The 25,427-nt window shown below is 70.1% G+C and carries 17 protein-coding genes; 8 read left to right on the forward strand and 9 right to left on the reverse strand.

The window, feature by feature from the left end; genetic code table 11:
- The first annotated feature begins 58 nt into the window (after positions 1-58).
- From ACIRF9_RS07000 to ACIRF9_RS07015, 4 genes are read left to right on the forward strand one after another with little or no spacing between them, the layout of a single operon-like run.
- Positions 59-1,987, forward strand: a complete 1,929-nt coding sequence (locus ACIRF9_RS07000) for a hypothetical protein (RefSeq protein ID WP_403817516.1) — start codon at positions 59-61, stop codon at positions 1,985-1,987.
- A 49-nt stretch (positions 1,988-2,036) separates the two neighbouring features.
- A complete protein-coding gene (locus tag ACIRF9_RS07005) occupies positions 2,037-2,921 on the forward strand; it encodes a metal-dependent hydrolase (protein ID WP_403817519.1) in 885 nt (294 codons plus the stop codon).
- Positions 2,921-3,943 (forward strand): PDR/VanB family oxidoreductase, encoded by a 1,023-nt coding sequence (locus ACIRF9_RS07010; protein WP_403817521.1) that lies wholly within the window; start codon positions 2,921-2,923, stop codon positions 3,941-3,943. The genes ACIRF9_RS07005 and ACIRF9_RS07010 overlap by 1 nt, the downstream gene beginning before the upstream one ends.
- 56 nt (positions 3,944-3,999) lie before the next feature.
- A complete protein-coding gene (locus ACIRF9_RS07015; RefSeq protein WP_403817524.1) occupies positions 4,000-4,689 on the forward strand; it encodes a TetR/AcrR family transcriptional regulator in 690 nt (229 codons plus the stop codon).
- A 3-nt stretch (positions 4,690-4,692) separates the two neighbouring features.
- Here ACIRF9_RS07015 and ACIRF9_RS07020 read toward each other — a convergent pair whose 3' ends face one another.
- The 3 genes from ACIRF9_RS07020 to pulA form a co-directional block, all read right to left on the reverse strand.
- Complete coding sequence (locus tag ACIRF9_RS07020; RefSeq protein ID WP_403817527.1) at positions 4,693-5,058, reverse strand: 5-carboxymethyl-2-hydroxymuconate Delta-isomerase; 366 nt, start codon at positions 5,056-5,058, stop codon at positions 4,693-4,695.
- A 29-nt stretch (positions 5,059-5,087) separates the two neighbouring features.
- Entirely contained in the window at positions 5,088-6,344 is a 1,257-nt protein-coding gene (locus tag ACIRF9_RS07025) for a PP2C family protein-serine/threonine phosphatase (RefSeq protein ID WP_403817530.1), read from the reverse strand.
- A 79-nt stretch (positions 6,345-6,423) separates the two neighbouring features.
- On the reverse strand, positions 6,424-11,829 hold the full coding sequence (pulA, locus tag ACIRF9_RS07030; RefSeq protein ID WP_403817533.1) for a pullulanase-type alpha-1,6-glucosidase: 5,406 nt from the start codon (positions 11,827-11,829) through the stop codon (positions 6,424-6,426).
- A 222-nt stretch (positions 11,830-12,051) separates the two neighbouring features.
- Between pulA and ACIRF9_RS07035 the strand changes: the two genes are divergently transcribed.
- Positions 12,052-14,121, forward strand: coding sequence for a carbohydrate-binding module family 20 domain-containing protein (locus ACIRF9_RS07035; RefSeq protein ID WP_403817536.1), 2,070 nt, complete (start codon positions 12,052-12,054; stop codon positions 14,119-14,121).
- 170 nt (positions 14,122-14,291) lie between these two features.
- Here ACIRF9_RS07035 and ACIRF9_RS07040 read toward each other — a convergent pair whose 3' ends face one another.
- Positions 14,292-15,665 (reverse strand): alpha-amylase family protein, encoded by a 1,374-nt coding sequence (locus ACIRF9_RS07040; protein WP_403817539.1) that lies wholly within the window; start codon positions 15,663-15,665, stop codon positions 14,292-14,294.
- Between the two features lie 147 nt (positions 15,666-15,812).
- A complete protein-coding gene (locus tag ACIRF9_RS07045) occupies positions 15,813-16,589 on the reverse strand; it encodes an Fpg/Nei family DNA glycosylase (protein ID WP_403817541.1) in 777 nt (258 codons plus the stop codon).
- 232 nt (positions 16,590-16,821) lie between these two features.
- On the opposite strand from ACIRF9_RS07045, the gene ACIRF9_RS07050 reads away from it, so the two are divergent.
- Positions 16,822-17,355 (forward strand): hypothetical protein, encoded by a 534-nt coding sequence (locus ACIRF9_RS07050; protein WP_403817544.1) that lies wholly within the window; start codon positions 16,822-16,824, stop codon positions 17,353-17,355.
- Positions 17,356-17,470: 115 nt separating this feature from the next.
- On the opposite strand, the gene ACIRF9_RS07055 is transcribed toward ACIRF9_RS07050, so the two are convergent.
- The 4 genes from ACIRF9_RS07055 to ACIRF9_RS07070 all read right to left on the reverse strand — a co-directional run bounded on the left by ACIRF9_RS07055 (position 17,471) and on the right by ACIRF9_RS07070 (position 22,661).
- The gene (locus tag ACIRF9_RS07055) at positions 17,471-19,198 is read right to left on the reverse strand and encodes a glycoside hydrolase family 13 protein (RefSeq protein ID WP_403817967.1); all 1,728 of its coding nucleotides are present in this window, start codon (positions 19,196-19,198) and stop codon (positions 17,471-17,473) included.
- 151 nt (positions 19,199-19,349) lie between these two features.
- Positions 19,350-20,258: a sugar ABC transporter permease gene (locus ACIRF9_RS07060; RefSeq protein WP_403817547.1), complete on the reverse strand. Its 909-nt coding sequence runs from the start codon at positions 20,256-20,258 to the stop codon at positions 19,350-19,352.
- A 14-nt stretch (positions 20,259-20,272) separates the two neighbouring features.
- Positions 20,273-21,277: a carbohydrate ABC transporter permease gene (locus ACIRF9_RS07065; protein WP_403817550.1), complete on the reverse strand. Its 1,005-nt coding sequence runs from the start codon at positions 21,275-21,277 to the stop codon at positions 20,273-20,275.
- A 109-nt stretch (positions 21,278-21,386) separates the two neighbouring features.
- Positions 21,387-22,661, reverse strand: a complete 1,275-nt coding sequence (locus ACIRF9_RS07070) for an extracellular solute-binding protein (protein WP_403817553.1) — start codon at positions 22,659-22,661, stop codon at positions 21,387-21,389.
- 430 nt (positions 22,662-23,091) lie between these two features.
- Between ACIRF9_RS07070 and ACIRF9_RS07075 the strand changes: the two genes are divergently transcribed.
- Positions 23,092-24,126, forward strand: coding sequence for a LacI family DNA-binding transcriptional regulator (locus ACIRF9_RS07075; RefSeq protein ID WP_403817556.1), 1,035 nt, complete (start codon positions 23,092-23,094; stop codon positions 24,124-24,126).
- A gap of 132 nt (positions 24,127-24,258) precedes the next feature.
- Positions 24,259-25,119 carry a phosphatase PAP2 family protein gene (locus tag ACIRF9_RS07080; RefSeq protein ID WP_403817559.1) on the forward strand — a complete coding sequence of 287 codons (861 nt, stop codon included), beginning with the start codon at positions 24,259-24,261 and terminating at the stop codon, positions 25,117-25,119.
- Positions 25,120-25,427: the final 308 nt, after the last annotated feature.

Raw genomic sequence — 25,427 nt, forward strand, 5'->3', positions numbered from 1 at the left:
ACCGGGTCACTCACCCACACGGCGGTGACCATCCACCGTCCCGCTCGTTCTGCTGGACGTGCAGTCACAGGATGTCGCCCCGCGCCCCGCACCCGGTTCCGTCACCGACCGGGTCGTCGACGTCGAGCAGGCCGAGGCCGCGCTCGTCGAGCACTATCCGCGTCTCGTCCGGCTCGCCTATCTGGTGCTGCCGCCGGGCCTCGGCCGGGGCCGCCGGGTCCTGACCGCGCACGCGCTCGTCCAGCGCGCGCTGCCCCGCGGCCGCGCCTCGGCCCCCGTGATCCCGGCCCAGGCCCAGGCCGGCGGCCGTGACGGCGACCCCGGGTACGGGTACGTCCGCCTCCAGGTGGTGCGTACGGCCCTGGAGGCGGGCCTGCCGCTCGGGCGCCGGGCGTGGCCCAAGCGCGCACAGCTGCCGCCGCTGCTCCCCCAGGTGCGGGGTCTCAGGCTGTTCCCGCGTTCCGGCGGCGCCGACGAACTCGCCCTGGACCAGCGGCTGGCCACCCTCTCCGGACCGGCCCGCGCCGCCTACGTCCTGCGCGGCCTGGAGAAGCTGCCCGACGCCGACGTACGCGAGGTGCTCTCCGAGGCCGGTGCCGAGGACGCCGACGGCGCGCTGCGCGAGGCCGACGCGGTCCCCGCCCGGTACGCCCTCCTCGACTCCCCCGAGTTCGACCCCTGCTCGTTGCAGGCCCGGCCCACCGATCTGATGCGCCGCCGCCGGCACACCAAGGCCGCGCTCGCCGCCGCTGCCGCCCTCGCGGTGTGCGGCGCCCTGGTCGCCCTGCCCGGCGACGGCTGGGGCCCGGACGGCGCGGCCGCCCCGGCGTACGCGCGCAACCCGGCCGCCGAGGCGGCCCTCGACCCGGGCCGGCTGCTGCGGGTCTCCCCCGTCGCCTGGAAGACGTCCGCGCGCACCGACTTCTCCGTCTGGCCCGCCCGCGGCGCACTCGCCCGCGACACCGCGCTGCTGCGCCGCGCCCTCGCCGTCTGGGCCCGCCCCGGCGAGAAGGTACGGGTCTCGGCGACCCCCGACACCCCCTCCGGCGGCCCCTCCGGCCCGCCCCAGCTCCTCTACGCGGGCGAGGTCGGCAACGCCCGGGTGGTGATCCTCTACGACGGTCTGCGCATCGCCCGCTACGCCGAGCCGAAGGACGGCACGGCCGGGGCGGCCCTCGACTTCGCGCGGGTCGACGGCGCGACCGGCGCCGAGGCCGCCGCGATCGTGCTGGACCGGGCCGACGGCAACGTCCGCTGGCTGACGGCTCCCTGGGTGACCGAGGCCGCCGAGCGGGACCTCACCAAGCCGGGCGCCGGGCTGATGGCGCTGCCCCTCACCGACGGGGTCACCTCACCGCTGGCCAGCCCCGCCACCCGGACCGGCACCTGCACCTCCTGGAACGTCCTCCAGCTCACCGACGCCTCCGGCTCCCACCTCCTCACCGACCTCGGTGAACTGGTCCCCGCCCGCCTCACCGAGGGCCGGCCCACCGCGCCGAAGGAGGCGACGGGCGCCGAGGCCCTCACCACCTGGGCGCCGTACGCCTGCTCGCTGGCCGATGTGCGCGGACAGGGCGTACGGACGGTCAACGCGTGGTCGTACGCGCGCCAGCCGCTGCCCGACGCGACCGGCTCGGCGGAATGGGTGTGCACCCGGGCCGAGACCTGGCGGGGCGACGGGACCCGGGTCCTCGCCCAGTTCCGCACACCGGGCGGGCTGTTCGGGGCGGCCGTGGCGAAGGCCGGGGACGTCCCCGGGTGCGGGCGGCGCGATCCGCATGTGCTGGCCGGTGTGCTGTGGAAGTCGGAGGGCGGCCACTGGTACCTCCTCGCGGCCGGGGACAGCGGGACGCGGTCCCTGCGGGCCACCGGCGGGGTGAACGGGTCGGCGCCGGGCAACCTGCTCACCGTACGGGGGCAGCAGGGAGCGAAGGCGGATCTCAAGGGCACGCTGCAGGACGGGCGTTCGATCGACGGGCTCAACTGATCGGCGCAGAGGGGTTCACCCCGGTCCTACCCATCAGTACATTGACGTCATGTCTAACAAGGACCGGGTGCCGCTCAAGGCCCGCAAGGTGTCCTTCTCCTGGGAGGACACCCCGCTGCACTGGGTGCCGGGGGATCCGTTCACCACGCACACCATCAACGTGCTGCACCTGCTGCTGCCGGCCGGCGAGCGCTGGTTCGTGCATGTGTACCGGCAGGTGCTGCCGTACATCCGGGACGAGCGGCTGCGCGCGGACGTCATCGGGTTCATCGGGCAGGAGGCGATGCACTCCCAGGCCCATGACGAGGTGCTGCCCCAGCTGAAGGAGCAGGGGCTCGACCCGACGCCGTACACCGCGCAGGTCGACTGGCTCTTCGAGAAGCTGCTGGGCGACCGCACCCTGCCGCCGGGGCGGGCCCGGCGCTGGTGGCTGAAGGAGCGGGTGGCGCTGATCGCGGCCATCGAGCACTACACCGCCTTCCTGGGCGACTGGGTGCTCAACGCGGAGGAGCTGGACCGCAGGGGCGCCGACCCGACCATGCTGGACCTGCTGCGCTGGCACGGCGCGGAGGAGGTCGAGCACCGGTCCGTCGCCTTCGACCTGTTCATGCATCTCGACGGCGGCTACCGTCGCCGGGTGCGCACCTGGGCCACGGCCTTCGCGACCCTCGTCTTCCTGTGGCAGCGCGGGGCCCGCTTCTTCATGGAGAACGACCCGACGCTCACCGGCGGACGCGCGAGCTTCCGGGCCTTCTACGTCCGCGGCAGGCGGGGCACGCTGCCCGCCACCGGTGATCTGCTGAGGTCGGTGCCCCGCTATCTCAGCCGGAGCTACCACCCCTCACAGGAGGGCTCGACCGAACAGGCCGTCGCCTATCTCGCCTCCTCCCCCGCCGCGCTGGCCGCCGCCGTCGCCGAGAGGGGGGCCGTGTGATGCCGAAGCCGCTGTCGGTCGCCGTCGTCGTCGGCACGGCCTGGCTGGCCCGGCGGGCGATGCGGCGCCGGATCCAGACCTCACCGCTGTGGCCGCTGCCCGCACTGGAGGAGCCGGTCTCCGGGCGGCCCCGGTCGCGGGCGCTGCGGCTGCGGGTGGCCTCGCGGGAAACGGTCGCCGACGGGGTCGTACGACTGCGCCTCGAGGGGCGGGAGTTGCCGCGCTGGGAGCCGGGGGCGCACATCGAGCTGGTGCTGCCGTCGGGGCTGGTGCGGCCGTACTCGCTGTGCGGGGACCCGGCCGACACGTCGGCGTACACCGTGGCCGCGCGGCTCGTCGAGGAGGGGCGGGGCGGGTCGCGTGAGGTGCACGAGCGGCTCCGGGAGGGCACGCAGGTCGAGGCGCGTGGGCCGCGGAACCGTTTCCCCCTCGTCGGGGCCCCGTCGTACGTCTTCGTCGCCGGCGGTATCGGCATCACCCCCGTCCTGCCGATGTTGCGGGCACTTCCCGAGGGCGTCGGGTGGCGGCTGATTTACGCCGGTCGGTCGCGGGCGTCGATGCCGTTCCTGGCGGAGGTCGAGAAGCTCGGCGGGGACCGGGTGACGGTGGTGGAGGGGCGGCCGGACCTCGACGCGGCGCTGAAGGATCTGCCCGCCGGGGCCGCCGTGTACTGCTGCGGGCCCGAGGGGCTGATGGCGGCCGTGGCGCAGCGGGTGCCGTCCGTGCGGGTCGAGCGGTTCGCGGCGGGCGCCGTGCGGGCAGACGCCTTCGAGGTCGAACTCCAGCGCAGTGGACGGGTGTTGACCGTCCCCGCCGACTCGTCCCTGCTCGCTGCCGTGCGCGCCGAACTCCCCGGCACGCTCTACTCCTGCGAGCAGGGGTTCTGCGGAACGTGCCGGCAGCGGGTGCTGGAGGGCGAGGTGGATCACCGGGACGAACTGCTGACAGACGTGGAGCGCGCGGACTCGATGCTGATCTGTGTGTCCCGGGCGCGAGGTGACCGGCTGGTGCTCGATATGTGAACACCCTCGGTTGATCCGGTCCGTTAAGGGCCGGATCCGATCGGTAAGGTGTGCTCATGACTACCGGGGTTCGTCGAAGAATGGGAGTCGAGGAGCGTCGGCAGCAGTTGATCGGCGTCGCCCTCGAGCTGTTCGCCCAGCGCTCGCCCGACGAGGTCTCCATCGACGAGATAGCGGCCGCCGCCGGTATCTCGCGCCCCCTCGTCTACCACTACTTCCCCGGCAAACTCAGCCTGTACGAGGCGGCGCTGAAGCGAGCCTCGGAGGACCTCGCCTCCCGCTTCGCCGAACCGCACGAGGGACCGCTCGGCTCGCGGCTGCTGCGGGTGATGCGCCGCTACTTCGACTTCGTCGACGAGCACGGCCCGGGTTTCTCCGCCCTGATGCGCGGCGGCCCGGCCGTGGGCTCGTCGACGACCAACGCCCTGATCGACTCCGTGCGCCAGGCCGCCTACGAGCAGATCCTGACCCACCTGGGGATCACCGACCCGCCCGCCCGGCTGGAGCTGGTGGTCCGCTCCTGGATCTCGCTCGCCGAGTCGACCGCGCTGATCTGGCTGGACGGGCGGCGCATCCCGCGCGAGGAGCTGGAGGTGCAGCTCGTGCACGACTTCGCCGCGCTCACCGCCGTCAGCGCGGCCTACGACGACGAGATGCGCACGCTGCTGCACCCCATGCTGTCCGGCGAACCGGCCGACGGGCCCTTCGGAAACCTGGCGGCCCGGCTGATCGCCCTCGCGTCGTAACGCTCACTCGCGTTCGAACTTGCGGTACGACGGGTCCAGGTCGCGGACCTCGGCGGAGGCGTGCAGCACGAAGCCCTCGTCCTCCACGTGCTCGCGCAGCAGCTCCAGGACGGCCTCGGTCAGCTTCGCCTTGGTCTCGTCGGTGCGGCCGGCGAGCAGGCCGAGGGTGACATGGACGATCGCGTGGTCGTACTCCAGCGGGTCCTCGTAGCCGTACGCGGTGAGGTCGGCCTTGCGGAACAGGGTCTTGCACGCTTCCGGCTTGGCGGCCGCGATCTCGACCACCGACGTGTGCAGGGCATGTGCGAAGGCCTGCTGGTCGAAGGCGTGGGACATGGCGGCCGAGTAGTCCACGGTGATGTTCGGCATGAGCACTCCTGTTCTAGGGCGACCTGCGCTCACCCTAGCCGGAGCGCCAGCATGGCGATGTCGTCCTCCTGGTCGTGGCCGAAGCGGGTGAGCAGCAGGTCGCAGAGGGCGTCCAGGCCGGGCGGGGCGTCCGCGGCGGCGGTGCGCAGGCGTTCCAGGCTGACGCCGAGGTCCGTGCCGCGGGTCTCGATCAGACCGTCGGTGACCATCAGCAGCCGGTCGTCGGGCCCCAGCACCAGCTCGGCGGGGGCCGGACGCTCCAGGCCGAGCCCGAGCAGCGGCCCGTCCACGTCGACGTACGCGGCGCGGCCGGTGCCGGAGACGACCAGCGGCGGAAGATGGCCCGCGTTGGCCACCCGCAGCCGCCCGCCGGCCGGGTCCAGCAGGGCCAGGCACACGGTCGCCGTGACGTCGGGGTGGTAGTGCTGGAGCATGCGGTCGAGCCGGGCGGCCAGCACCGCCGGGTCGGGGTCCTCGACGCAGTAGGCGCGCAGCGCGTGCCGGATCTCCACCATCACCGTGGCGGCCTCCAGCGAGTGCCCGACGACGTCCCCGACGGCGGTGAGCACCCCGGTGCCGGTGGACACGGCCGCGTAGAAGTCGCCGCCGATCTCGGTCTCCCGGGACGCGGGCACGTACCGCACCACCAGGTCCACGCCCGACAGCCGGGGCGGCCGGTGGGGGCGGGGCAGGAAGCTGTGCTGGAGGGTGAGCGCGACATGCCGTTCGACCTGGTACATCAGCAGCGGCTCGGCGGCCAGCGCGGTGACCTGGGCGAGGCGGGAGAGCAGCCCGTCGTCGACGCCGGGGGCGGCGGCCGGGACCGCCACACAGACGGGTGTGCGGCGGCCCGGGGTCACGGCCGGCACCAGCCGGGCGGCCTCCCTGAGCCCCGGCCGGAAGAACCCGGCCGGCCACACCGTCGCCGGCGCGACCACGCCCCGTGGTCCGCCGTGCCCCGTCGCGAGCCGGGAGACCAGCCGGGCCACCGACTCGTGCGCGGCCGCGTCCGGCAGCCCGAGGGTGCCGCGGTCGGAGGAGGTGCCCCGGTGCAGTCCACCGTCCGGGCCGACCACGAAGACCACCGCCGGTGCGCCCGCGAGCCGGGCGGCACCCTGCGCGGCCGCCTCGGCCAGCTCGCCCGGGCAGCGCGCGGTCTGCACGGCGACGGTCGCCTCCGTGAGCAGCGTCAGCCGCCGCGCCCGTACCTCGGCGTCGCCCCGCCGCCGTGCCCCGCGCAGCGCGGCCCGTACGACGGACTGCATCTGCAGCGGATCGGCGGGCACCGTCTGACTCCCGGCCCTCTCGGAAACGACGTGGTGGGGCGGCCCCGCGCCGGGACCGCCCCACCAAGCTAGTCCTGTATCAGGAGACCCGGGAGAATACCGCGACAGTACGACCCGGAACGGCGAACGTGCCCGATTCCCGCACGTAGGACGAGGTCTTGACGGTAGAGTCCGCGCCCGACGCCTGCACCGGGTGCAGGCGGTAGCCCTGCCCGGCGAGAGAAACGATCCGCTGCTTCTGCTCGTCCGGCGTCGCGTTGAACACGACGACCAGGTCGCCCAGCTCCATCGTGATCACACCGGGTGTCTCGTCCTCGCCGGACAGCGGGAAGGACAGCTTCGACTGCACCTGGTCCGCCGTGCCGAGGGAGAACGCCTTCTCCGTCGTACGGATCTTCAACAGGTCCCGGTACCCGGCCGAGGCACCCTCGATCTGCGCACAGCCCACGCCGACGGTCGTCAGCAGAGGCTTGGCGTACGGCCACTTGGAGGCGTTGTCGGCGGCCGGGGGCAGCCCGCGGCCGAAGCCGTTGCCGTCGGCGCAGTTCCAGTGGATCGCGTTGAACCAGTCGCCGCTGTCGTAGGAGTTGCGGTCCAGGGACTTGGAGCGCAGCAGGTCGGAGCCGGCCTGGGAGAGCGACGGGCCCTGCGAGAGGGCCGCCGTGGCCATCGCGAGGACCTGCATCCGGGCCCGGTCGGCCGCACTCGTCGTGGACGGCAGCTTGTAGGCGAGGGCGTCGAACAGGGACTCGTTGTCGTGCGCGTCGGCGTAGGCGAGGGCGTCACCCGGCGCGTCCGCGTATCCGGCGGGCTGCCCGTTGTAGTCGACCTGGGCGCCGGTGACCTCCTTGCCGTCGGCGTCGGTGAACCGGTAGGCGGCGAGGTTCCCGGACAGACCGACCTTGATCAGGTCCTGGTAGTGCAGCAGGCGGGCCTTCTGCTCGGCCGGGGTGCCGTTCGCCGTGGACGTGTTGGGGTCGGTGTACAGGCCCGACGCGAAGCCCTGGACGCCGGGGTCCTCGTCGAAGGGCCCGCCGCCGCGTACGGCGTCCCGCGCCCGGTCGGAGAAGGTCGCGACGCCCGTGCCGGCCATGTTCTTCTGCGTGGCCTGCACGAATCGGGCGTCGTCGGCGACCTCGCCGAAGTTCCAGCCCTCGCCGTACAGGATGATCTTCTTGCCGTCCACACCGTCCTTGGCGAGGGTCAGCGCATCCAGGGCCTTCCTGACCGCCAGGATGTTCGCCTTCGGGTGGTGGCCCATGAGGTCGAAGCGGAAGCCGTCGACCTTGTACTCCTTGGCCCAGGTCACGATCGAGTCGACGACCAGCTTGCCCATCATGGCGTTCTCGGTCGCCGTGTTGGCGCAGCAGGTGCTGTTGGCGACCGATCCGTCGGCCAGCAGACGCTGGTAGTAGCCGGGGACGATCCGGTCGAGGACGGAGGTGTCCGCCTGGCCGCTCGCCGCGGTGTGGTTGTAGACGACGTCCATGACGACCCTCAGGCCGTCCTCGTTGAGGGACTTGACCATCTTCCGGAACTGGACCGTACGGCCGGTGCCGTCCGGGTCCGTGGCGTACGACCCCTCGGGGACCGTGTAGTGGTACGGGTCGTAGCCCCAGTTGTAGGCGTCCTTCGCGGCGGTCTTCGCCACGCACTCCTGCTGCCGGTCGGAGTCGGCCGCGTAGGAGGCGAGGTCGCAGTCGGGGGTCGCCCGGTCGGACCTCTTCTCGGGGATCGTGGCGATGTCGAAGGCGGGCAGGAGGTGCACGTAGGACGTGCCCGACTTCGCCAGCTGCCGCAGGTGCTTCGAGCCGTCGCTGTCCTTGTCGGTGAAGGCGAGGTAGGTGCCCCGGTCCTTCGCCGGCACGGTCTCGTCCGCGACGGAGAAGTCCCGGACGTGCAGCTCCTGGATCTGGGCGTCCTTCAGCGGGACGGCCTTGGGCTTGGTGTACGAGGACCAGCCGCTCGGGGCGAGGGACCTGTCGTCCAGGTCGACGACCAGGCTGCGCTCGGAGTCGGTGGTGAGGGCGACCGAGTAGGGATCGGTGACCTTGTTGGTGACGACCTTGCGGACGCTGGGCGCCCAGACCTTCACGATGTACCGATAGGCCTTGCTCTTCCAGGACTTGGGGCCGGTGACGGACCAGACTCCGGTGCGCGTGTCACGCTTCATCTTCGTGAGGGAGCCGTCGAGCTCCAGCGACACTTTCTGCGCGGTCGGCGCCCAGACGGCCAGCGTGGGACGCCCGTCGTGGAACGTGGGGCCCAACTGCGCCTTCGTCGCCGTGGGGTACAGATCGTCGAGCACACCGGCGGTCTGGACGCCCGTCGCGGCGAGCACCGCCCCGTTCACGGCCCGCTGGGAGGCGACGATCTGGCCCTGGAGGGCTTCCCGCACCCGGTCGCGGTCACGCGGATCGACGGACCAGGCGGTGTAGTCCTTCAGATGCGGGAACCTCGCCATCTGGGCGTCGGTGAGGGTGGTCTTCGTCAGTCGCAGCCACCGCTCGTCGTCGCTGGTCAGCGAGCCGTTGTCGACGGCGATCGAGCCATCGTGGGAGTACAGCAGCTGGGTGGAGGCGGCCGCCTCGGAGCCGTTCCAGGCGACCGTGTTCCGGTCGATCCAGACCGCCTTGGAGGTGGTGAGGTCCAGCGCGGCGGCGGACCCGGCGGGCTGCGGGAGCAGGTACTTCTCCTGGCCGTTCAGCAGCCACACCTCATGGCCGTTCGCCGTGAGGTCGAGGGACTGGTCGGCGGGCAGGTCCTTGTCGTCGCCCTGGTGGATGATGTAACTGAGGCTGGTGGCACCGGCGTTGAGCGGCACCTCGAAGACGGCGCCATAGGCGTCGGTCCGCACCGGCTTCAGCGGGTTCGACCAGTCCGTGGGGTTCGCGGCACCGGTCCAGACGTGCAGGCCCCAGCCGTCGTAGTCCCCGTCGGCGCGCTTGTAGTGGAGGATCGCCTTGGTCTCGTCCTGGGCCGGGTACTCGGGCTTTTCCGTGAGGACGGTCTCCTTGCCCTGCTCGATCCAGATCTCACCGGTCTTGGTGACGTCGATCGTCCGGTCGGCCGAGACGTCCTTGTTCCCGTCCTTGTCGATGACGAGGAAGCCCACGTTCGACGCGCCGGGCTTCAGCTTGACGTAGGCGAAGGCGCCGTACGCGTCACGGCCGGTGAAGGGGTGGCTGTCCGGCCAGTTCGTCGACTCGCCGTCGGCCAGGTCGCCCCAGGCGTACAGGCCCCAGTCGTCGTAGTCGCCGTCGGCGCGCTGGTAGTGGACGACCGCGTAGTCACGGGAGGAGGCGGTGGGGATCTCCTCGGCGGGCGGGGTGCCGGTGGTGCTCGTGGCGGTCGCTGAGGCCGTGCGGCCCGCCGAGTCGATGACAACCGCCTTGTAGCGCAGGGCCGTTCCGGCCGGTACGTCCTCGGCGATGCTCTGGGTCACCTTGTAGGGGGCGTGGTCGGCGGAACCGAGCGTCCGCCACTTCCCGTTGCCGACCTGCGCGGCGAAGACGACCCGGTTGAGCTGCCCCCCGTCGACGCCTGCGGTGAGCTCGACCGTGCCGGTGGCGCCGGTGTCGGGAGCCTTCAGGGTGATCGTCGGCCCGGTGGCGGGCTTGGCGAGCCGGCCGGCCGCCTTGAGGACGATCGCCGACCCGGCCGGGACCGTGACGGTGATCTTCTTGTCGGCGGCGGACGTCACCGTGCTGGAAGTCCCGTAGATGCCGCGGAACTTCATGTCCGCCGACCCGGTCGCGAAGGTCGCCGACTTCGCCGTGTCCGCGTTGTTGAAGGCGACGACGTACTCGGTCGTGTCCTTGCCGGTCCCGGTGCGGGAGAAGGCGTAGACGCCGGAACCGTCGGCGGCGTACCGCTCGGTCTGGACCCCGTCCGTCAGGGCCGGGTTGGCCTTGCGGAGCTTGGCGAGGGCGGCGATCCGCCGGTACAGCGGGGCGTTCGTGTCGTACGCGTCGCTCGCGTGCGTACGGTCGGTGCCGATCTCGTCGTCGTCGAGGTAGTCGGCGACCTTGGAGGCGAACAGGGTCTGGCGGGCGTCCTTGTCGCCGCCGGAGCCGGTGAAGCCCTGCTCGTCGCCGTAGTAGACGACCGGGTTGCCGCGGCTGAGGAACATCAGCTCGTTGGCGAGCCGGTCCTTCTTCAGCAGCTCGGCATCCGTCGCCTTCGGGTTGTCCTGGTTCAGGAAGTACCCGATGCGGCCCATGTCGTGGTTGCCGAGGAAGGTGACCTGCTCGTACGCGTTGGCCTTGTCGGTCGTGTACTTGTAGTCGTCGGCGAAGACCGACGCGAGCCGCTGGGCGCTGCCGCCCTGGGAGGCGTACTGGCGGGCCGCCTCCTGGAAGGGGAAGTCGAGGGTGGCGTCCAGGCGGCCCTGGGTGACGTACGGGGACGTGATGTCCGTGTCGGCGGAGTAGACCTCGCCGAACATGAAGAAGTCGTCGCGCCCCTGCTTCCCCGCGTAGGCGTCGAGGGCCGTCGCCCACTGGGTCCAGAACTCCATGTTCACGTGCTTCACGGTGTCGATCCGGAAGCCGTCGATGTCGAAGTCCCTGACCCAGCGCTGATAGATCTTCTCCATCCCGCTGACGACCTCGGGACGCTCGGTCCACAGGTCGTCCAGGCCGGAGAAGTCGCCGTAGGTCGTGGACTCGCCCGCGTAGGTGGAGTCGCCCCGGTTGTGGTACATCGTCGGGTCGTTGAGCCAGGACGGGACCTTGGCGTCGGAGGTGACCGTCGGGGTGCGCGGGAAGGAGTCGGCGTCGACGGCCGGGAACTTCTTTCCACCGGCCGCGTAGTCGGCGTCGTCGAAGGGCTCGCCGTCCTTGGTCAGATAGGGGAAGGCGCCCTTGGAGAGGTAGTCGTAGGACTTCTCCTCGTAGTCGACGACGTCGGCGGTGTGGTTGGTGATGACGTCGAAGAAGACCTTCATGCCCTTGGCGTGCGCCTTGGCGATGAGGGTCTCGAGGTCCTTGTTGGTGCCGAAGTGCGGGTCGACCTGGGTGAAGTCGGTGATCCAGTAGCCGTGGTAGCCGGCGGAGGCGCTGCTGCCCACCCCTTGCACCGGCCGGTTCTTGAAGATCGGGGCCATCCAGATGGCGGTGGTGCCGAGGCCTTTGATGTAGTCGAGGCGCTTGGCGAGGCCCTTGAGGTCGCCGCCCTGGTAGAAGCCCTTGTCGGTGGGGTCGTAGCCGGTGGTGAGGCGTGACCCGGTGAGACCGCCCCGGTCGTTGGCGGTGTCCCCATTGGCGAAACGGTCCGGCATGACGAAGTAGAACTGCTCGCGGGTGTCGTCGTGCCGGGCGGGCGCGGCGGCGAGCTTCGCGTCGGACGGGGGCGGGGGCGGGGTGTCGGCGTGGGCGGCGAGCGGCTGCACGAGGGCGGCCGCCAGCGCGGTCACGGCGACGGCCGCGATCCGTCTGCTGTGCGCGGTGCGGCGCGCCGAGGGCGCCGGCCTTCTCGGTGTCACAGGCGAGAACTCCTTGCGATGACGGCTCTCTTGGGTCCGACCCCTGCGCCGCGGGACGGCTTCGTCGCCGGGCGCCCGCGCGACCGTATCGCTAACGAAAGGTTTACAGCAAGAGTCTTGCAAGCCGTAGCAAGAACTTTCACCGAAGCCTTGACGTGCCCTTCTCAACTGCCCCACTCTCACGGGTTGTTGAAGCCTGAACCCCCCTTTACGGAGCCGCACATGACCACCAGACCCCGCCCCCCGGGTGTCCTGCGGCGCACGGCCGGAGCCGCGGCCGCCGCCGTACTCGCCCTGGCCGGCGCGATCGCCCTGCCCGCCGCCCCCGCCCACGCGGACGCCACGACCTCCGGCGATGTGATCGCCAACCTGTGGGAGTACAACTGGAACTCGGTGGCGTCCGAGTGCACCAATGTGCTCGGCCCGAACGGCTACGGCGCCGTCTGGGTCGCCCCGCCGGCCGAGTCCCTGAAGCAGTCCAGCTACTACTGGTGGGACGTCTACCAGCCGTACTCGTACAACCTCAACGGCCGCTTCGGTACGGCGGCCCAGTTCGCGTCGATGGTCACCGCCTGCCACGACGCCGGTCTCAAGGTCTACACGGACGCGGTGATCAACCACACCGCCGCGCAGACCGGCACCGGCTACAACGGCACGACGATCACCAACAAGTACGACACCCCGGACTGGGACCCGGGCGACTACCACACCTCGGCGGAGTGCAACGACTCCGACCTGATCATCGACGACTGGTCCAACCTCAGCGAGATCCAGAACTGCGAGCTGCTGGGCCTGCCCGACCTGGAGACCGAGGACGACAACGTGCGCTCGGGCATCGCGGCCTTCCTCAACCAGCAGATCGCCCTCGGTGTCGACGGCTTCCGCATCGACGCCGCCAAGCACATCCCGGTCGCCGACCTCAACGCGATCCGGGCCAGGCTGAACACCACGACGGCGGGCTCGGCCCCGTACGTCTTCCAGGAGGTGTACCCGGGTTCGACCCCGGCCGCCTCCGACTACTACTCCTCGGGTGACGTCCTGGACTTCACCTACGCGAGCAAGCTGAAGTCGGCGTTCCAGGGCAATGTGAGCGACCTGGAGTCCCTGTCCTCCTCCGGCATCCTGACCCCGGCGAACTCGGTGTCCTTCGTGACCAACCACGACACCGAGCGCAACGGCCTCCACATGAGCTACAAGGACGGCGACACCTACCGCCTCGCCAACGTCTTCCAGCTCGCCTACAAGTGGTCGACCCCGACGGTCTACTCCGGCTTCGAGTGGTCCTCCTCCGACCAGGCGCCGCCGAACTCGAACGGCTTCGTGACGGACACCAACTGCTCCTCCGGCTGGTACTGCCTGCAGCGCGACACCGCGATCACCGGCATGGTGAAGTGGCACAACGCGGTCGGCTCGGCGGCGGTCACCAACTGGTCGACCAAGTCGTCCAACGTCATCGGCTTCGCCCGCGGCACCGGCGGCTACCTCGCCCTCAACAACGGCTCCTCGGCGGCCACGTACACCTTCGCCACCGGCATGGCCGACGGCACCTACGCGAACGTCGTCGACAACGGCACGACGACGGTGACGGTCTCCGGCGGCAACGCCACCCTCACGATCCCGGCGAAGAGCGCGATCGCCTTCTACGACGGCGCGTTCACCCCGTGCGACACCTCCTGCGAGGACCCGGACGACGGCACGTCGACGGTGACGGCGACCTTCAACGCGTACGCGCCGACCACCTCAGGCACCAACGTCCACGTCGTCGGCTCCCTCGCCGCCCTGGGCGGCTGGGACACCGCGAAGGCCGTCCAGCTGTCGTCCTCCGGCTACCCGATCTGGTCGGGGGAGGTGAGCGTGCCGATCAACACGTCGTTCGAGTACAAGTACATCAAGAAGGACGCGTCCGGGAACGTGACCTGGGAGTCGAACGCCAACAGATCGGTGACCACGACGACTTCGGCCGTCGCCCTCAACAACTCCTGGAACCTGGCGAACGCGAGCGCCACCGACGTCACCTTCAACGTCAACGCGACGACGACCTGGGGCACCAACGTCTACGTCGTCGGCTCGATCGCCTCCCTCGGCTCGTGGAACACGAGCGACGCGATCCCGCTGTCGTCGGCGTCCTACCCGACCTGGAGCAAGGCGGTGATCGTCCCGAAGAGCACCACCTTCGAGTACAAGTTCATCAAGAAGGACGGCTCGGGGAACGTGACCTGGGAGTCCGGGACGAACCGCTCGTACACGACGGGCAGTTCGTCCGGATACTCCACGAGCGACACCTGGAAGTAGTCGAGCAACTCAGCACCCATGAACGGGCCGACACTGAAGTGTTCCTCGGTGTCGGCCTGTTCCACCCCTGGGCAGGAAGAGGTCCTCACCGCGTGGGGCCATTCTGCGCGAGCCTTGTGGAACCTGGCGCTGCTTCGTCACCTGGACCGGGCAACGTGCAGAACGACCAACTAACAGCTCGACTTTCCTGAGTAGATCGCCAGCGCAGTATTGGCGCTCAAGGTGGCGGTGAACTGGCCACTGGAGTTCACCGTCACCTTCGTGTTGCTCTGAACATCACAGTAAGTGCCTGCCGCCATCGACGTCTGGAACGTCCGGGTCAGCGAGCCGCTCTCGTGGTTGATGGCCACGTACCCCTTGCCGCCCCGGCCGAAGGCGATCGCGTCGCCCCCGTTGTCCCACCAGTTGGTGACGGACTCGCCGCGGGTGGCGTTGCGGAAGGCGACCATGCGGATGATCTCCGGCCAGGCGTGCTGGCACTTCCAGCCGTCCTGCCAGCAGGCGTTGACCGTACCGCCGTTGGGCGGGCCCGCGTCCGTGTCGGACCACTCGTAGCCGGAGTTGATGTCGGGGGCGCCGTACGGGTACGCGAGCATGAAGACGTTGGCGAGGGTGTAGTTCGCGCCGTCCTTGTAGTTGAGGGTGGAGCCGTTGCGCTCGGTGTCGTGGTTGTCGACGAACACGCCGGCCACCGAGCTGCTCATGTACCCCCAGCCCTCGCCGTAGTTCTTCAGGTAGGCGAGGTTCTCGTTGTTGAAGACCCGCTTGAGGTCGTAGGCGTAACGGAACTCCTGCACATCCCCGTTGCCGGTGTACTCGGTGGGCTGCACGGCCTCGCCGGAGCCGTAGATGACCTCCTGCTTCCAGTACACGCCGGTGTTCGTGAGCCGGGACTTGATGTTGGCGAGGTCGGCGGTGTCGATGTGCTTGGCCGCGTCGATGCGGAAGCCGTCGACGCCGAGGGTGAGCAGGTCGTTCATGTAGCCGGCGATGGCCTTGCGGACGTACTCCTCCCCGGTGTCCAGGTCGGCCAGGCCGACGAGTTCGCAGTGCTGGACGTTCCAGCGGTCGGAGTAGTTGGTGACGTAGGAGGTGCAGTCGTCGAAGTCGTAGGAGGAGTACAGGCCGGGGTAGTCGTACTTCGTGTACGACGATCCGCCCGTGCCCGTGCCGCTCCCGGCCGACATGTGGTTGACGACGGTGTCGACGACGACCTTCACACCGGCCGCGTGGCAGGTGGTGACCATGTTCTGGAAAGCGGTCCGGTCACCGAGCCGACCCGCGATCTTGTAGCTCACCGGCTGGTACGACGTCCACCACTGCGAGCCCTGTATGTGCTCGGCGGGCGGGGAGACCTGGACGTATCCGTAGCCGGCCGGGCCGAGGGTGTTGGTGCACTCCTTGGCCACCGAGGCGAAGTTCCACTCGAAGAGGACGGCGGTGACGTCCTTGCTGCCGGGCGGGGTGGCGTGGGCGGCGGGTCCGAGGAAGGTCAGGCCGGCGGCCAGGGCCAGGGCGCCCGAAAGGGATCTGGTGCGTGCCATGTGGGGGTTCCTTCTCCATTGAAGGCTCTTGCGGAAATCTTTCAGAAACCTTGCAGTGGCGTGATGTTAAGGGTGTGGTGGCCTGAAAGGGCAGGGGGGTGCGTGAAAGATCTGCAAGAAGTTATGGATTGACGCCCCGTCAGCCGACTATTGGCAGCGCGGGCACCACACCGTGCCGCGGCCTCCCACGCGCGTACGGCGCAGGTGGGTGCCGCAGCGGGGGCAGACGGGGTCCGGGTCGTCGCGGTGGCCGGTGAGCCAGGAGTCTCGCGGGGGGACCCGGCCGGTGGGGACCGCGGAGCGCAGGGTGCGGCGCATCTCGGTGTAGACGCGGCGGCGGTCGGGCTCGGTGAGGTCGGTCGCGCGGGCGGTGGGGCGCAGACGGGCACGCCACAGGATCTCGTCGGCCAGGAGGTTGCCGAGTCCGGCGAGGACCGTCTGGTCGGTGAGGACCGTCTTGATGCCGGCGCGGCGTGCGCTGAGCGCGGTCTCGAAGTCGTCCCGGTCCACCGTCAGCGCGTCCGGGCCGAGGTCGCCGAGCAGCCGCGCGACCCCGGACTCGTCCTCGGCCAGCCAGAGGCCCCGGAGCTTGCGCTGGTCGCGGTAGCGCAGCTGGCGGTCGCGGGCCAGCGTGAACAGGACGCGGTCATGGGCCTGCACCGGGTCGTCGGGATGGCAGCAGAGGAGTTGGCCCGTCATGCCGAAGTGGAGCAGGAGGGTGGGGCCGCCGGTGCGGGCGAGCAGCCACTTGCCGTGCCGTTCCGGCCGGGTGAAACGGCGGCCTTCCAGCGCCTCGCGCAGCCGCCGTGCGCTCACCTCGTGCAGCACACCCGTGTCCCGCACCTCGACGCGCCGGACGACCCTGCCCTGGGCGCAGGACTCCAGGACCGCGCGGAATCCTTCGACGTCGGGCAGCTCGGGCACGGTGCACAGCCTCCCTCAGGAGCAGGTTCCCTCACTCCATGGTGACTCCGGGCGGGCAGCGACGCAGCACCGCGGTCGGGTGTCGTCGACGTGGCACGGCGCGGCACTCGGGTGAACCGGACACATGACGCGAAACCTCACCAAAGGTGATGGCGTTCCCCCGGTGTGGCGCCCCTGCGGCGCCCGAACCCCACCCTTTCTCTCTCCTCTTCCCTCCCGGAAAGGAAGACCCGTGAAGTTCATCGGCTGCGCCGCAACGGTCACCATGCTCGCCCTCGCCACCGCGGGACTCGGTGCCGGAGCGGCCTCCGCCGCGCCGGTGGCGGATGTCCCCGGTGTCATCCAGTGCAACAACCCTGTGAGCCTCTCCCTCGTCGACGCGTCCGGAGGCGCCTCGGTGGTCAGGCAGGTCGCCGAGACCCTCGGGCTCGGTGTGGGCGGCGACGGTGCCTCCGCCGCTGCCGCCGCCGCTGCGGCTGCCGCCTCCGACAACAGCAGCGCCGCCGCGGCCGCCGCCGCCGCATCCACCTCCGGCGGTGGGCCGGGTGCGCCGAACGTCCAGTCGCAGCAGCAGCAGCAGGCGATGGGCGGCAACGGTGGTGACGGCGGCAGCGGCTCGATCGGCACCTGGCAGTCGGCCGGCCAGAACCGCTGCGGCACGAGTTCGGACACCGACGCCAGCACGCACGTCGACAACAGCGCACACATCGACAACAGCCACCGGGTCATCAACGACAACAGCAACCGCATCACCCGCATCAACTGATCAGGCCCGCACAGCAGGCGCCTCGACGACACCCGTACGAGGACATTGATCGCCGTCCATGACGGCGCGAGGCCCGTCGCTCCCCTCCAGGAGCGGCGGGCCTCGCGGTGCAGGGTCAGGCCGTCGTCCACCACACCGTGGTGTCGGCCGGTACCTTCGCCTCGCCGTCCGTCTCCGCCACCTCGCCGCTGGCGAGCAGGACACGGCCGTACGACGGGACGCGTACCGACTCGCCGGAGGTGTTCGCGACGCACACGAACTCGCCCCGGCGGAAGGCCAGGACGCCCTCGGGTGCCTTCAGCCACTCCACCGCGTCGCCCGCGCCGAGGTCGGGCTGGGTGCGGCGCAGACGCAGGGCTGAGCGGTACAGCTCCAGGGTCGAGCCGGCGACGCCGTCCTGTGCCTCCACACTGAGCTCCGCCCACGTCGACGGCTGGGGCAGCCAGCTGCCGCCCGTACCGAAGCCGTACGACGAGCCCTCCCGGGTCCACGGGATCGGCACCCGGCACCCGTCGCGGAAGCCGTCCTGGCCGGCGCCGCGGAAGTAGGCGGGGTCCTGGCGGACCTCGTCGGGGAGGTCGACGACGTCGGGGAGGCCGAGTTCCTCGCCTTGGTAGACGTAGGCCGAGCCGGGCAGGGCGAGCATGAGGAGGGTGGCGGCGCGGGCGCGGCGCAGGCCCAGCTCACGGTCGCCCGCCGTGCGGATCTGGGTGCCGAGGCCGGGCGGGTTGGCGAAGCGGGTCGCGTGGCGGGTCACGTCGTGGTTGGACAGGACCCAGGTGGCCGGGGCGCCGACCGGGCGCATCGCCTCCAGGGTCCGGTCGACGACCGTACGGAGTTCCTTCGCGTCCCATTCCGTCGACAGGTACTGGAAGTTGAAGGCCTGGTGGAGTTCGTCGGGGCGGACGTAGTTCGCGGTGCGCTCGACGGTCGGGGTCCAGGCCTCGGCGACGAAGATACGCCCGCCCGTCTCCCGCCACCGCCCTTCTGCGGAAGGCCCTTCGGGCCCCTTCTTTTCTCCGGAGTACTCGTCGAGGATCAGGCGCCACTGCCGGTAGATCTCGTGCACGCCGTCCTGGTCGAAGAACGGCATGACATCGTTGCCCAGCAGTTTCAGCTGGTCGTGGGCGCCGAGGTCGGGGAGGCCGGCCGCCTTCACCAGGCCGTGGGCGACGTCGATGCGGAAGCCGTCCACGCCCATGTCCAGCCAGAAGCGCAGGATCGAGCGGAACTCGTCGCCCACCGCCGGGTGTTCCCAGTTGAAGTCCGGCTGCTCGGGGGCGAAGAGGTGCAGGTACCACTCGCCGTCGTCGAGGCGGGTCCACGCCGGGCCGCCGAAGATGGACTCCCAGTCGTTGGGCGGGAGTTCGCCGTTCTTCCCCTTGCCGGGGCGGAAGTGGTAGCGGTCGCGCAGCGGCGAGCCGGGGCCCTCCGCCACCGCCCGCTTGAACCACTCGTGCTGGTCGGAGGAGTGGTTGGGGACCAGGTCGACGATGATGCGCAGGCCCAGTTCGCGGGCGTCGCGGATCAGCGCGTCGGCGTCCAGGAGGTTGCCGAACATGGGGTCGACGGCCCGGTAGTCGGCGACGTCGTAGCCTGCGTCGGCCTGCGGGGAGGCGTAGAAGGGGCTGAGCCACACGGCGTCCACGCCGAGGTCGCGCAGGTACGGGAGGCGGGAGCGTACGCCTTCCAGGTCGCCCATGCCGTCGCCGTTGCTGTCGGCGAAGCTGCGCGGGTACACCTGGTAGATCACCGCGTCCCGCCACCAGTCACGGCGCTTGGCGACGGTGGCGACGGCCGAGGTGGGGGTGGGGGCCGGGGCTGCGGAGGGCTGCTGGCTCATGGCGTCCTTGGTACGTAACGGGGTCATTGGGGTCAGGATTCAGACGGCGGCGGGGGAATGAGGCGGCCGCGGGGTCGGCGGGGTCGGATGGACCCCGCGGCCGCCACCCGCGCGGTCAGGCGCGCGGGAGTCTCGTGCACGAGCGTGCCGCTCAGCCCTTGGTGCCGCCGGCGGTGAGTCCGGTCACCAGGTTCTTCTGTACGAGGTAGAAGAACGCGGCGGCCGGTATCGCGATCAGCACGGCGGTCGCGGCCATGAGGTTGCGCTGGGCGTCGTGCTCGCTGACGAAGGACTGCAGACCGACGGCGAGCGTGTACTTGTCGTCGCTGAGCATGAACGTCGAGGCGAAGGCGACCTCGCTGAACGCCGTGAGGAAGTTGTAGAAGGCGGCCACCGCGAGGCCCGGCTTGGCGAGCGGGAGGACGAGCCGGAAGAAGGTGCCGAAGGGAGTGAGCCCGTCCACACGTCCGGCCTCGTCGATCTCGAAGGGGATGGTGTCGAAGTACCCCTTGAGCAGCCAGGCGCTGTACGGGATGACCGTCGTGCAGTACACGAGGACGAGCCCGAGGTAGTTGTCGACGAGTTTCAGGTCCGAGAGGATCTGGTACATCGGCACCATCAGCACGGCGACCGGGAACATCTGGGTGACCAGCAGCACCCACATGAACTTCTTGTACCCGGGGAAGCGCATGCGCGAGACGGCGTAGCCGGTGGTGGCGGCGATCAGCACGCCGATGAACGTGGTGCCGAGCGTGACGATGAGGGAGCTCTTCAGCCAGTCGAAGAACTCGGTGTGTTCGAGGACGAACGTGTAGTTGTCGAACGTCATCTTGTCCCAGATGCCGCCCGGGTGGAGGTAGTCGTCCTTGTCCGGGCCGAGGGACAGATAGACCAGCCAGCCGATCGGGAAGAGCGCGATCAGGCTCGCGACGGTCAGGATGCCGTGGGAGGCGAGGGAGCCGGCGAGGCTGTTCTCGCCGCGGCGGCGGACCCGGGGCGGTGTCTTCACGGGGTTGTCCTTGCTCACCGGGGCGGAGGTCTCCGCTGTGGTCGTACTCATGAAGAACTCCTGCCTCAGATCGCGAGCTGCTGCTCGTTGCGGTTCAGCCAGCGGCGGTAGAAGGAGGTGAAGACGATCAGGATGGCCAGCAGCAGGATGCCGTAGGCGGCGGACTGGGCGAAGTCACGCGGCTGCTGTCCGAAGCCGAGGTAGTACGCCCAGGTGACGAGGATCTGCGCGTCGGGGGCGGTGTTGCCGAACAGCAGGAAGATCACGGCGAACTGGTTGAAGGTCCAGATGACGCCCAGCAGGACGACGGTGGAGCTGACCGTGCGCAGGCCGGGGAGGGTGACGTACCGGAACCGCTGCCAGGCGCTCGCGCCGTCCATCTCGGCGGCCTCGTAGAGGGAGGCGTCGATGGACTGCAGGCCGCCGAGCAGGGAGATCATCATGAACGGCACACCGCACCAGGTGTTGACCATGATCGCGGCGAACCGCTGCCAGAAGGTGTCCTCCAGCCAGTCGGGCGAGGGGAGGTGCAGGGCGTCGAGGGCGGAGTTGATGATGCCGCCGTCGGCGAGCATGAAACGCCAGCCGAAGACGGTGACGAAGGTGGGCACCGCCCAGGGCAGCACCAGGACCAGCCGGTAGAGCGTGCGGCCGCGCAGCTTCTGGTTGAGCAGCAGCGCGAGGCCGAGGCCGATCGTGTAGTGCAGGGTGACACAGGCCACCGTCCACACGATCGTCCAGATGAAGTGCGACCAGAAGCGGTCGTACGCCGTGGGGCCCCAGAGGATGTCGGCATAGTTGTCGAGGCCGATGAACCGGTACGTGGCGTCGATGTGGTTGACGCCGATCGTACGCGCGGTGTTGAGGCTGTTGGCGTCGGTGAGGGTGAGGTAGACGCCGTACACCAGGGGGTACAGCACGAGGACACCGAGGACGATCGCCACCGGGGCGATCATGACGTAGGCGTACCAGTGCTTGTGGTAACCGCGCTTGAGGCGCTCACCCAGCCCGGGTCCTGGCTCACGGTCACCGCGGCGCTTGCCGGTCGCGCGGTCGATGGCGACTGTCATGGTTCGACAACCTTCTCGAAGCTTGCAGATCAGGGGCGTGTACGGCGCACAGGCCGGTGGCCGCCGGGTCTGTCCCCCGTTGAAGGCAGACCCGGCGGCCACGCGGGGCTCACTTGCTGAAGTCCGGCACCAGCTTGGCGATGGCGGTCTCGGCGGTGCTCAGGCCCTTGTCGAGGGTCTCCTTGCCGCCCGCGATCTTGGGCAGTTCGGTGTCGAGCGGGCCCCACAGGGAGCTGTACTCCGGCAGCGCGGGGCGCGGCTGGGCGGCGGCCAGGACGGTGCCGTAGCCGGCGATGCCCGGGTCGGCCTTGACCTGGTCGGTGTAGGCGTCGTCGCGCGTCGGCAGGGTGGAGTTCTTCAGCGCGATGGTCGACTGGGACTTCGCGGAGGTCATGAAGTTGACGAACTTCAGCGCGGCGGCCTGGTGGGCCTTGTCCGAGCCGGCGTAGACCGACAGGTTGTGGCCGCCGGTCGGGGCGCCCGCCTTGCCGGTGGAGCCGGCCGGGACGGTGGCGATGCCCAGGTTGGCCTTGTCCTTGAAGGCGCTGCCCTTGTAGAAGTTCGTGATCTCCCAGGGGCCCTGGATGATCGCGGCGACCTTGCCGTTGACGAACGCGTCCTGGATGTGGGAGTAGGCGTCGGCGGTGACGTCGGCCTTGTGCAGACCCTTGCCGTCGAACAGGCCCAGCCAGGTGCCGTACGCCTTCTTGGCCTCCGCCGAGTTCACGGTGATCTTCTTGGCGTCGGCGTCGACGGTGTCGGTGCCCTCGCCGTAGAGGAAGGTCTGCGCGTAGTAGGCCTGGGTGGAGCCCCAGTAGCCGTCGACGCCGGTCTTCGCCTTGATGGTGGCGGCGGCGGTCTTCAGGTCGTCCCAGGTCTTCGGGGCCTCGGTGATGCCGGCCTTCTCGAAGAGCGCCTTGTTGTAGACGAGCGCGAGGGTGTCGGTGACGAACGGCACACCGTACGTCTTGCCCTCGTACTTGGCCTGCTCGATCAGGTTCGACTTGAACTTGGACTGGTCGGCGAGGGCCTCGGTGCCGTCCAGCGGCAGGAAGTAGCCCTTCTTGGCGAAGGCCGGGGTCCAGCCGACCTCGGAGCGCAGGATGTCCGGGGCGCCGGAGGCGCCGGCGGCCGTGTCGAACTTGTTCTGTGCCTGGCTGAAGGGCACGTTGACGTACTTGACCTTGATGTCCTTGTTGGCGGCCTCGAACTCCTTGACCAAGGCCTGGTACGTCGGCGCCTCATTGGTGGCGTTGGAGGTGTCCCACCAGGTGATGGTCACCGGGCCGTCCGACTTGTCGCTGCCGCTGTCGTCTCCGCCGCAGGCCGTCGCCGCGAGGGCGAGGGACGCCACCAGCGCGGTGGCCACTATGCCACGCCGCATGAGTTCTCCTTGAGGGTGAAAGCCCGTGTAGCTACAGGGGGCGGTCCCGTCCACCGTCCCTGTCGACTTCGCCGTGGGCGGCGATGGGGCCCCTCCCGCTCGAGTTCATTCGAGAGTGGGGGACGCCGCCGGGCGTGGCCGAACGTAACAGCGATGTAAGCGCCGCGAAAGTCCTTGCAGCAAAAATTTGCAAGCGGGTCGGGAAGTTATCCGGGCGTGACCGGACAGCGACCGCCGTGAGACGCTTGTTTACGCCCGTCGAGCACCGTGGGGCGGTCTGTGCAAGACTCTGCAAGCTCTTGCCATCAACTTTCATGAAGGACCACGAGGGAGCGCGATGACGCAGCAGCCCGGACGAGGCAGGCCGGTAGGTCGCCCGCGGCGTCCGATTGGTGTGCAAGGCGACACCTGGCCGGTACAGTCCACATCTGTGACCACACGGCTTGCCGACATCGCTGCGCAGGCGGGGGTGAGCGAAGCGACCGTCAGCCGCGTCCTCAACGGCAAGCCTGGCGTCGCCGCCACCACCCGCCAGTCCGTGCTCGCCGCGCTGGACGTCCTGGGCTACGAACGCCCGGTCCGTCTGCGCCAGCGCAGCGCCGGCCTCGTCGGCCTGATCACGCCCGAGCTGGAGAACCCGATATTCCCGGCCCTGGCCCAGGTCATCGGCCAGGCGCTGACCCGCCAGGGCTACACCCCGGTGCTGGCCACCCAGACCCCGGGCGGCTCCACGGAGGACGAGCTGACCGAGATGCTGGTGGACCGCGGGGTCGCCGGCATCATCTACGTCTCGGGTCTGCACGCGGACACCACGGCCGACATGCAGCGCTACGAGCAGCTGCGCGCGCAGGGCGTCCCCTTCGTGCTGGTCGACGGCTTCTCCCCGAAGGTCCAGGCGCCCTTCATCTCCCCGGACGACCGCGCGGCGATGACCCTCGCGGTCACCCATCTCGTCTCGCTCGGCCACACCCGCGTGGGGCTCGCCCTGGGGCCGAAGCGGTTCGTGCCCGTGCAGCGCAAGATCGAGGGTTTCGTCCGCGCGATGCAGGACCAGCTGGCGCTGGGTCCGCAGCAGATCGAGGCGGAGCTGGTCCAGCACTCCCTGTACACCCTGGAGGGCGGGCAGGCCGCGACCACGGCACTGATCGACCGGGGCTGTACGGCCATCGTCTGCGCCAGCGACATGATGGCGCTCGGCGCGATAAGGGCGGCCCGGCAGCGGGGCCTCGCGGTCCCGCAGGACATCTCCGTGGTCGGCTTCGACGACTCCCCCCTGATCGCGTTCACCGACCCGCCCCTCACCACCATCCGCAAGCCGGTCCCGGCGATGGGCCAGGCCGCGGTGCGCACACTGCTGGAGGAGATCGGCGGCACGCCCGCACCCCACAGCGAGTTCGTGTTCATGCCGGAGCTGGTGGTGCGCGGTTCGACCGCTTCGGCCCCCGGGGAGCGGAATCGTCCGTAGGGCGGAGAAAACAGGGGTTTCCTCCACTGCGCCGGTAGGAGACCATGGGGTCTGTCCGTCGTAGGACATGCGGGTCGGACCCGACCGGAGGATGATCGGGCCGAGAGGGCTTTTCTGGCAGACTTTGTGTCCATGGGTGAATCGACCGTGACGCCACTGGAAGGCCGTGACCAGGCCGTTCCACAGTCGGTTACGGCCGGAACGCCTCGGCGTCGACTCGATCGGCTGCGCGCCCCGCGTCGCCCCCGCCTCTGGTTCGAGGTCCTCCTCATCGCGGTGAGCTACTGGACGTACTCACTGATCCGCAACGCCGTCCCGGAGCAGCGCTCCGAGGCGCTGCGCAACGCGGACTGGATCTGGCGGATGGAACACCATCTGGGCATCGCGTTCGAGGAGTGGGTCAACCACGCCGTGAACTCGGTGACGTGGCTGATCGTGGGCATGAACTACTACTACGCGACGCTGCACTTCGTCATCACCCTGGGCGTCCTGGTCTGGCTCTACCGCAGCCACCCCGGCCGCTACGCCGCGACGCGCCTCGTCCTCTTCGCCACCACCGCCGTGGCCCTGATCGGCTACTACTTCTACCCCCTGGCACCCCCGCGACTGATGACCGGCGGCACCTTCGTCGACACGGTCATGGTCCACCAGACCTGGGGTTCGATGGCCTCCGGCGATCTGAAGCACATGTCGAACCAGTACGCCGCGATGCCGTCCATGCACATCGGGTGGTCCCTGTGGTGCGGCCTGACGATCTTCGCGCTGGCCAGACTCCCCTGGGTGCGGATCCTGGGCCTGCTCTACCCGGCGGCGACCTTGATGGTCATCGTCGCCACGGCCAACCACTTCTGGCTGGACGCGGTGGGCGGCATCCTCTGCCTCGCCTTCGGCTTCACCGTGGCCGGCCTCTGGTACGGCAGCCTGCCATACAGCCTGCCGAGGCTGGTACCGACGAGGGGCCCGAACGTGAGGCTACTACCGACGAAGGCGTAGGCCTGCGGGGGCGGGGGCCGAATCAGGGCGGCGGGAGCCGAGTCCGGGCGGCGGGGCCGAACCCGGGCGGCGAGGCCGAACCCGAGTGGCGGGAGCCGCATCAGGGCGGCGGGGACCGCATCAGGGCGGCGGGGCCGAACCCGAGTGGCGGGAGCCGCATCAGGGCGGCGAGGCCCAACCCGCGTGGCGGGAGCCAAATCCAGTCGGCGGGTCGGAATGAACAACCTCCGGTATGTCTGATCCGCCGCAACGGCGCTCAGCCACCGCCGCGGTGGCCGGCGGTGCCGAGCCGGCCCCAGCCGCCCGCA

It is taken from the genome of Streptomyces sp. NPDC096132 (genome assembly GCF_044763345.1).
Classification (GTDB): domain Bacteria; phylum Actinomycetota; class Actinomycetes; order Streptomycetales; family Streptomycetaceae; genus Streptomyces.

Coding starts and splice junctions, on each gene's coding strand:
- ACIRF9_RS07005 (WP_403817519.1), top strand. CDS start 2,037: ATGTCTAACAAGGACCGGGTGCCGCTCAAGGCCCGCAAGGTGTCCTTC.
- ACIRF9_RS07035 (WP_403817536.1), top strand. CDS start 12,052: ATGACCACCAGACCCCGCCCCCCGGGTGTCCTGCGGCGCACGGCCGGA.
- ACIRF9_RS07040 (WP_403817539.1), bottom strand. CDS start 15,665: ATGGCACGCACCAGATCCCTTTCGGGCGCCCTGGCCCTGGCCGCCGGC.
- ACIRF9_RS07015 (WP_403817524.1), top strand. CDS start 4,000: ATGACTACCGGGGTTCGTCGAAGAATGGGAGTCGAGGAGCGTCGGCAG.
- ACIRF9_RS07070 (WP_403817553.1), bottom strand. CDS start 22,661: ATGCGGCGTGGCATAGTGGCCACCGCGCTGGTGGCGTCCCTCGCCCTC.
- ACIRF9_RS07065 (WP_403817550.1), bottom strand. CDS start 21,277: ATGACAGTCGCCATCGACCGCGCGACCGGCAAGCGCCGCGGTGACCGT.
- ACIRF9_RS07020 (WP_403817527.1), bottom strand. CDS start 5,058: ATGCCGAACATCACCGTGGACTACTCGGCCGCCATGTCCCACGCCTTC.
- ACIRF9_RS07010 (WP_403817521.1), top strand. CDS start 2,921: ATGCCGAAGCCGCTGTCGGTCGCCGTCGTCGTCGGCACGGCCTGGCTG.
- ACIRF9_RS07080 (WP_403817559.1), top strand. CDS start 24,259: ATGGGTGAATCGACCGTGACGCCACTGGAAGGCCGTGACCAGGCCGTT.
- ACIRF9_RS07060 (WP_403817547.1), bottom strand. CDS start 20,258: ATGAGTACGACCACAGCGGAGACCTCCGCCCCGGTGAGCAAGGACAAC.
- ACIRF9_RS07055 (WP_403817967.1), bottom strand. CDS start 19,198: ATGAGCCAGCAGCCCTCCGCAGCCCCGGCCCCCACCCCCACCTCGGCC.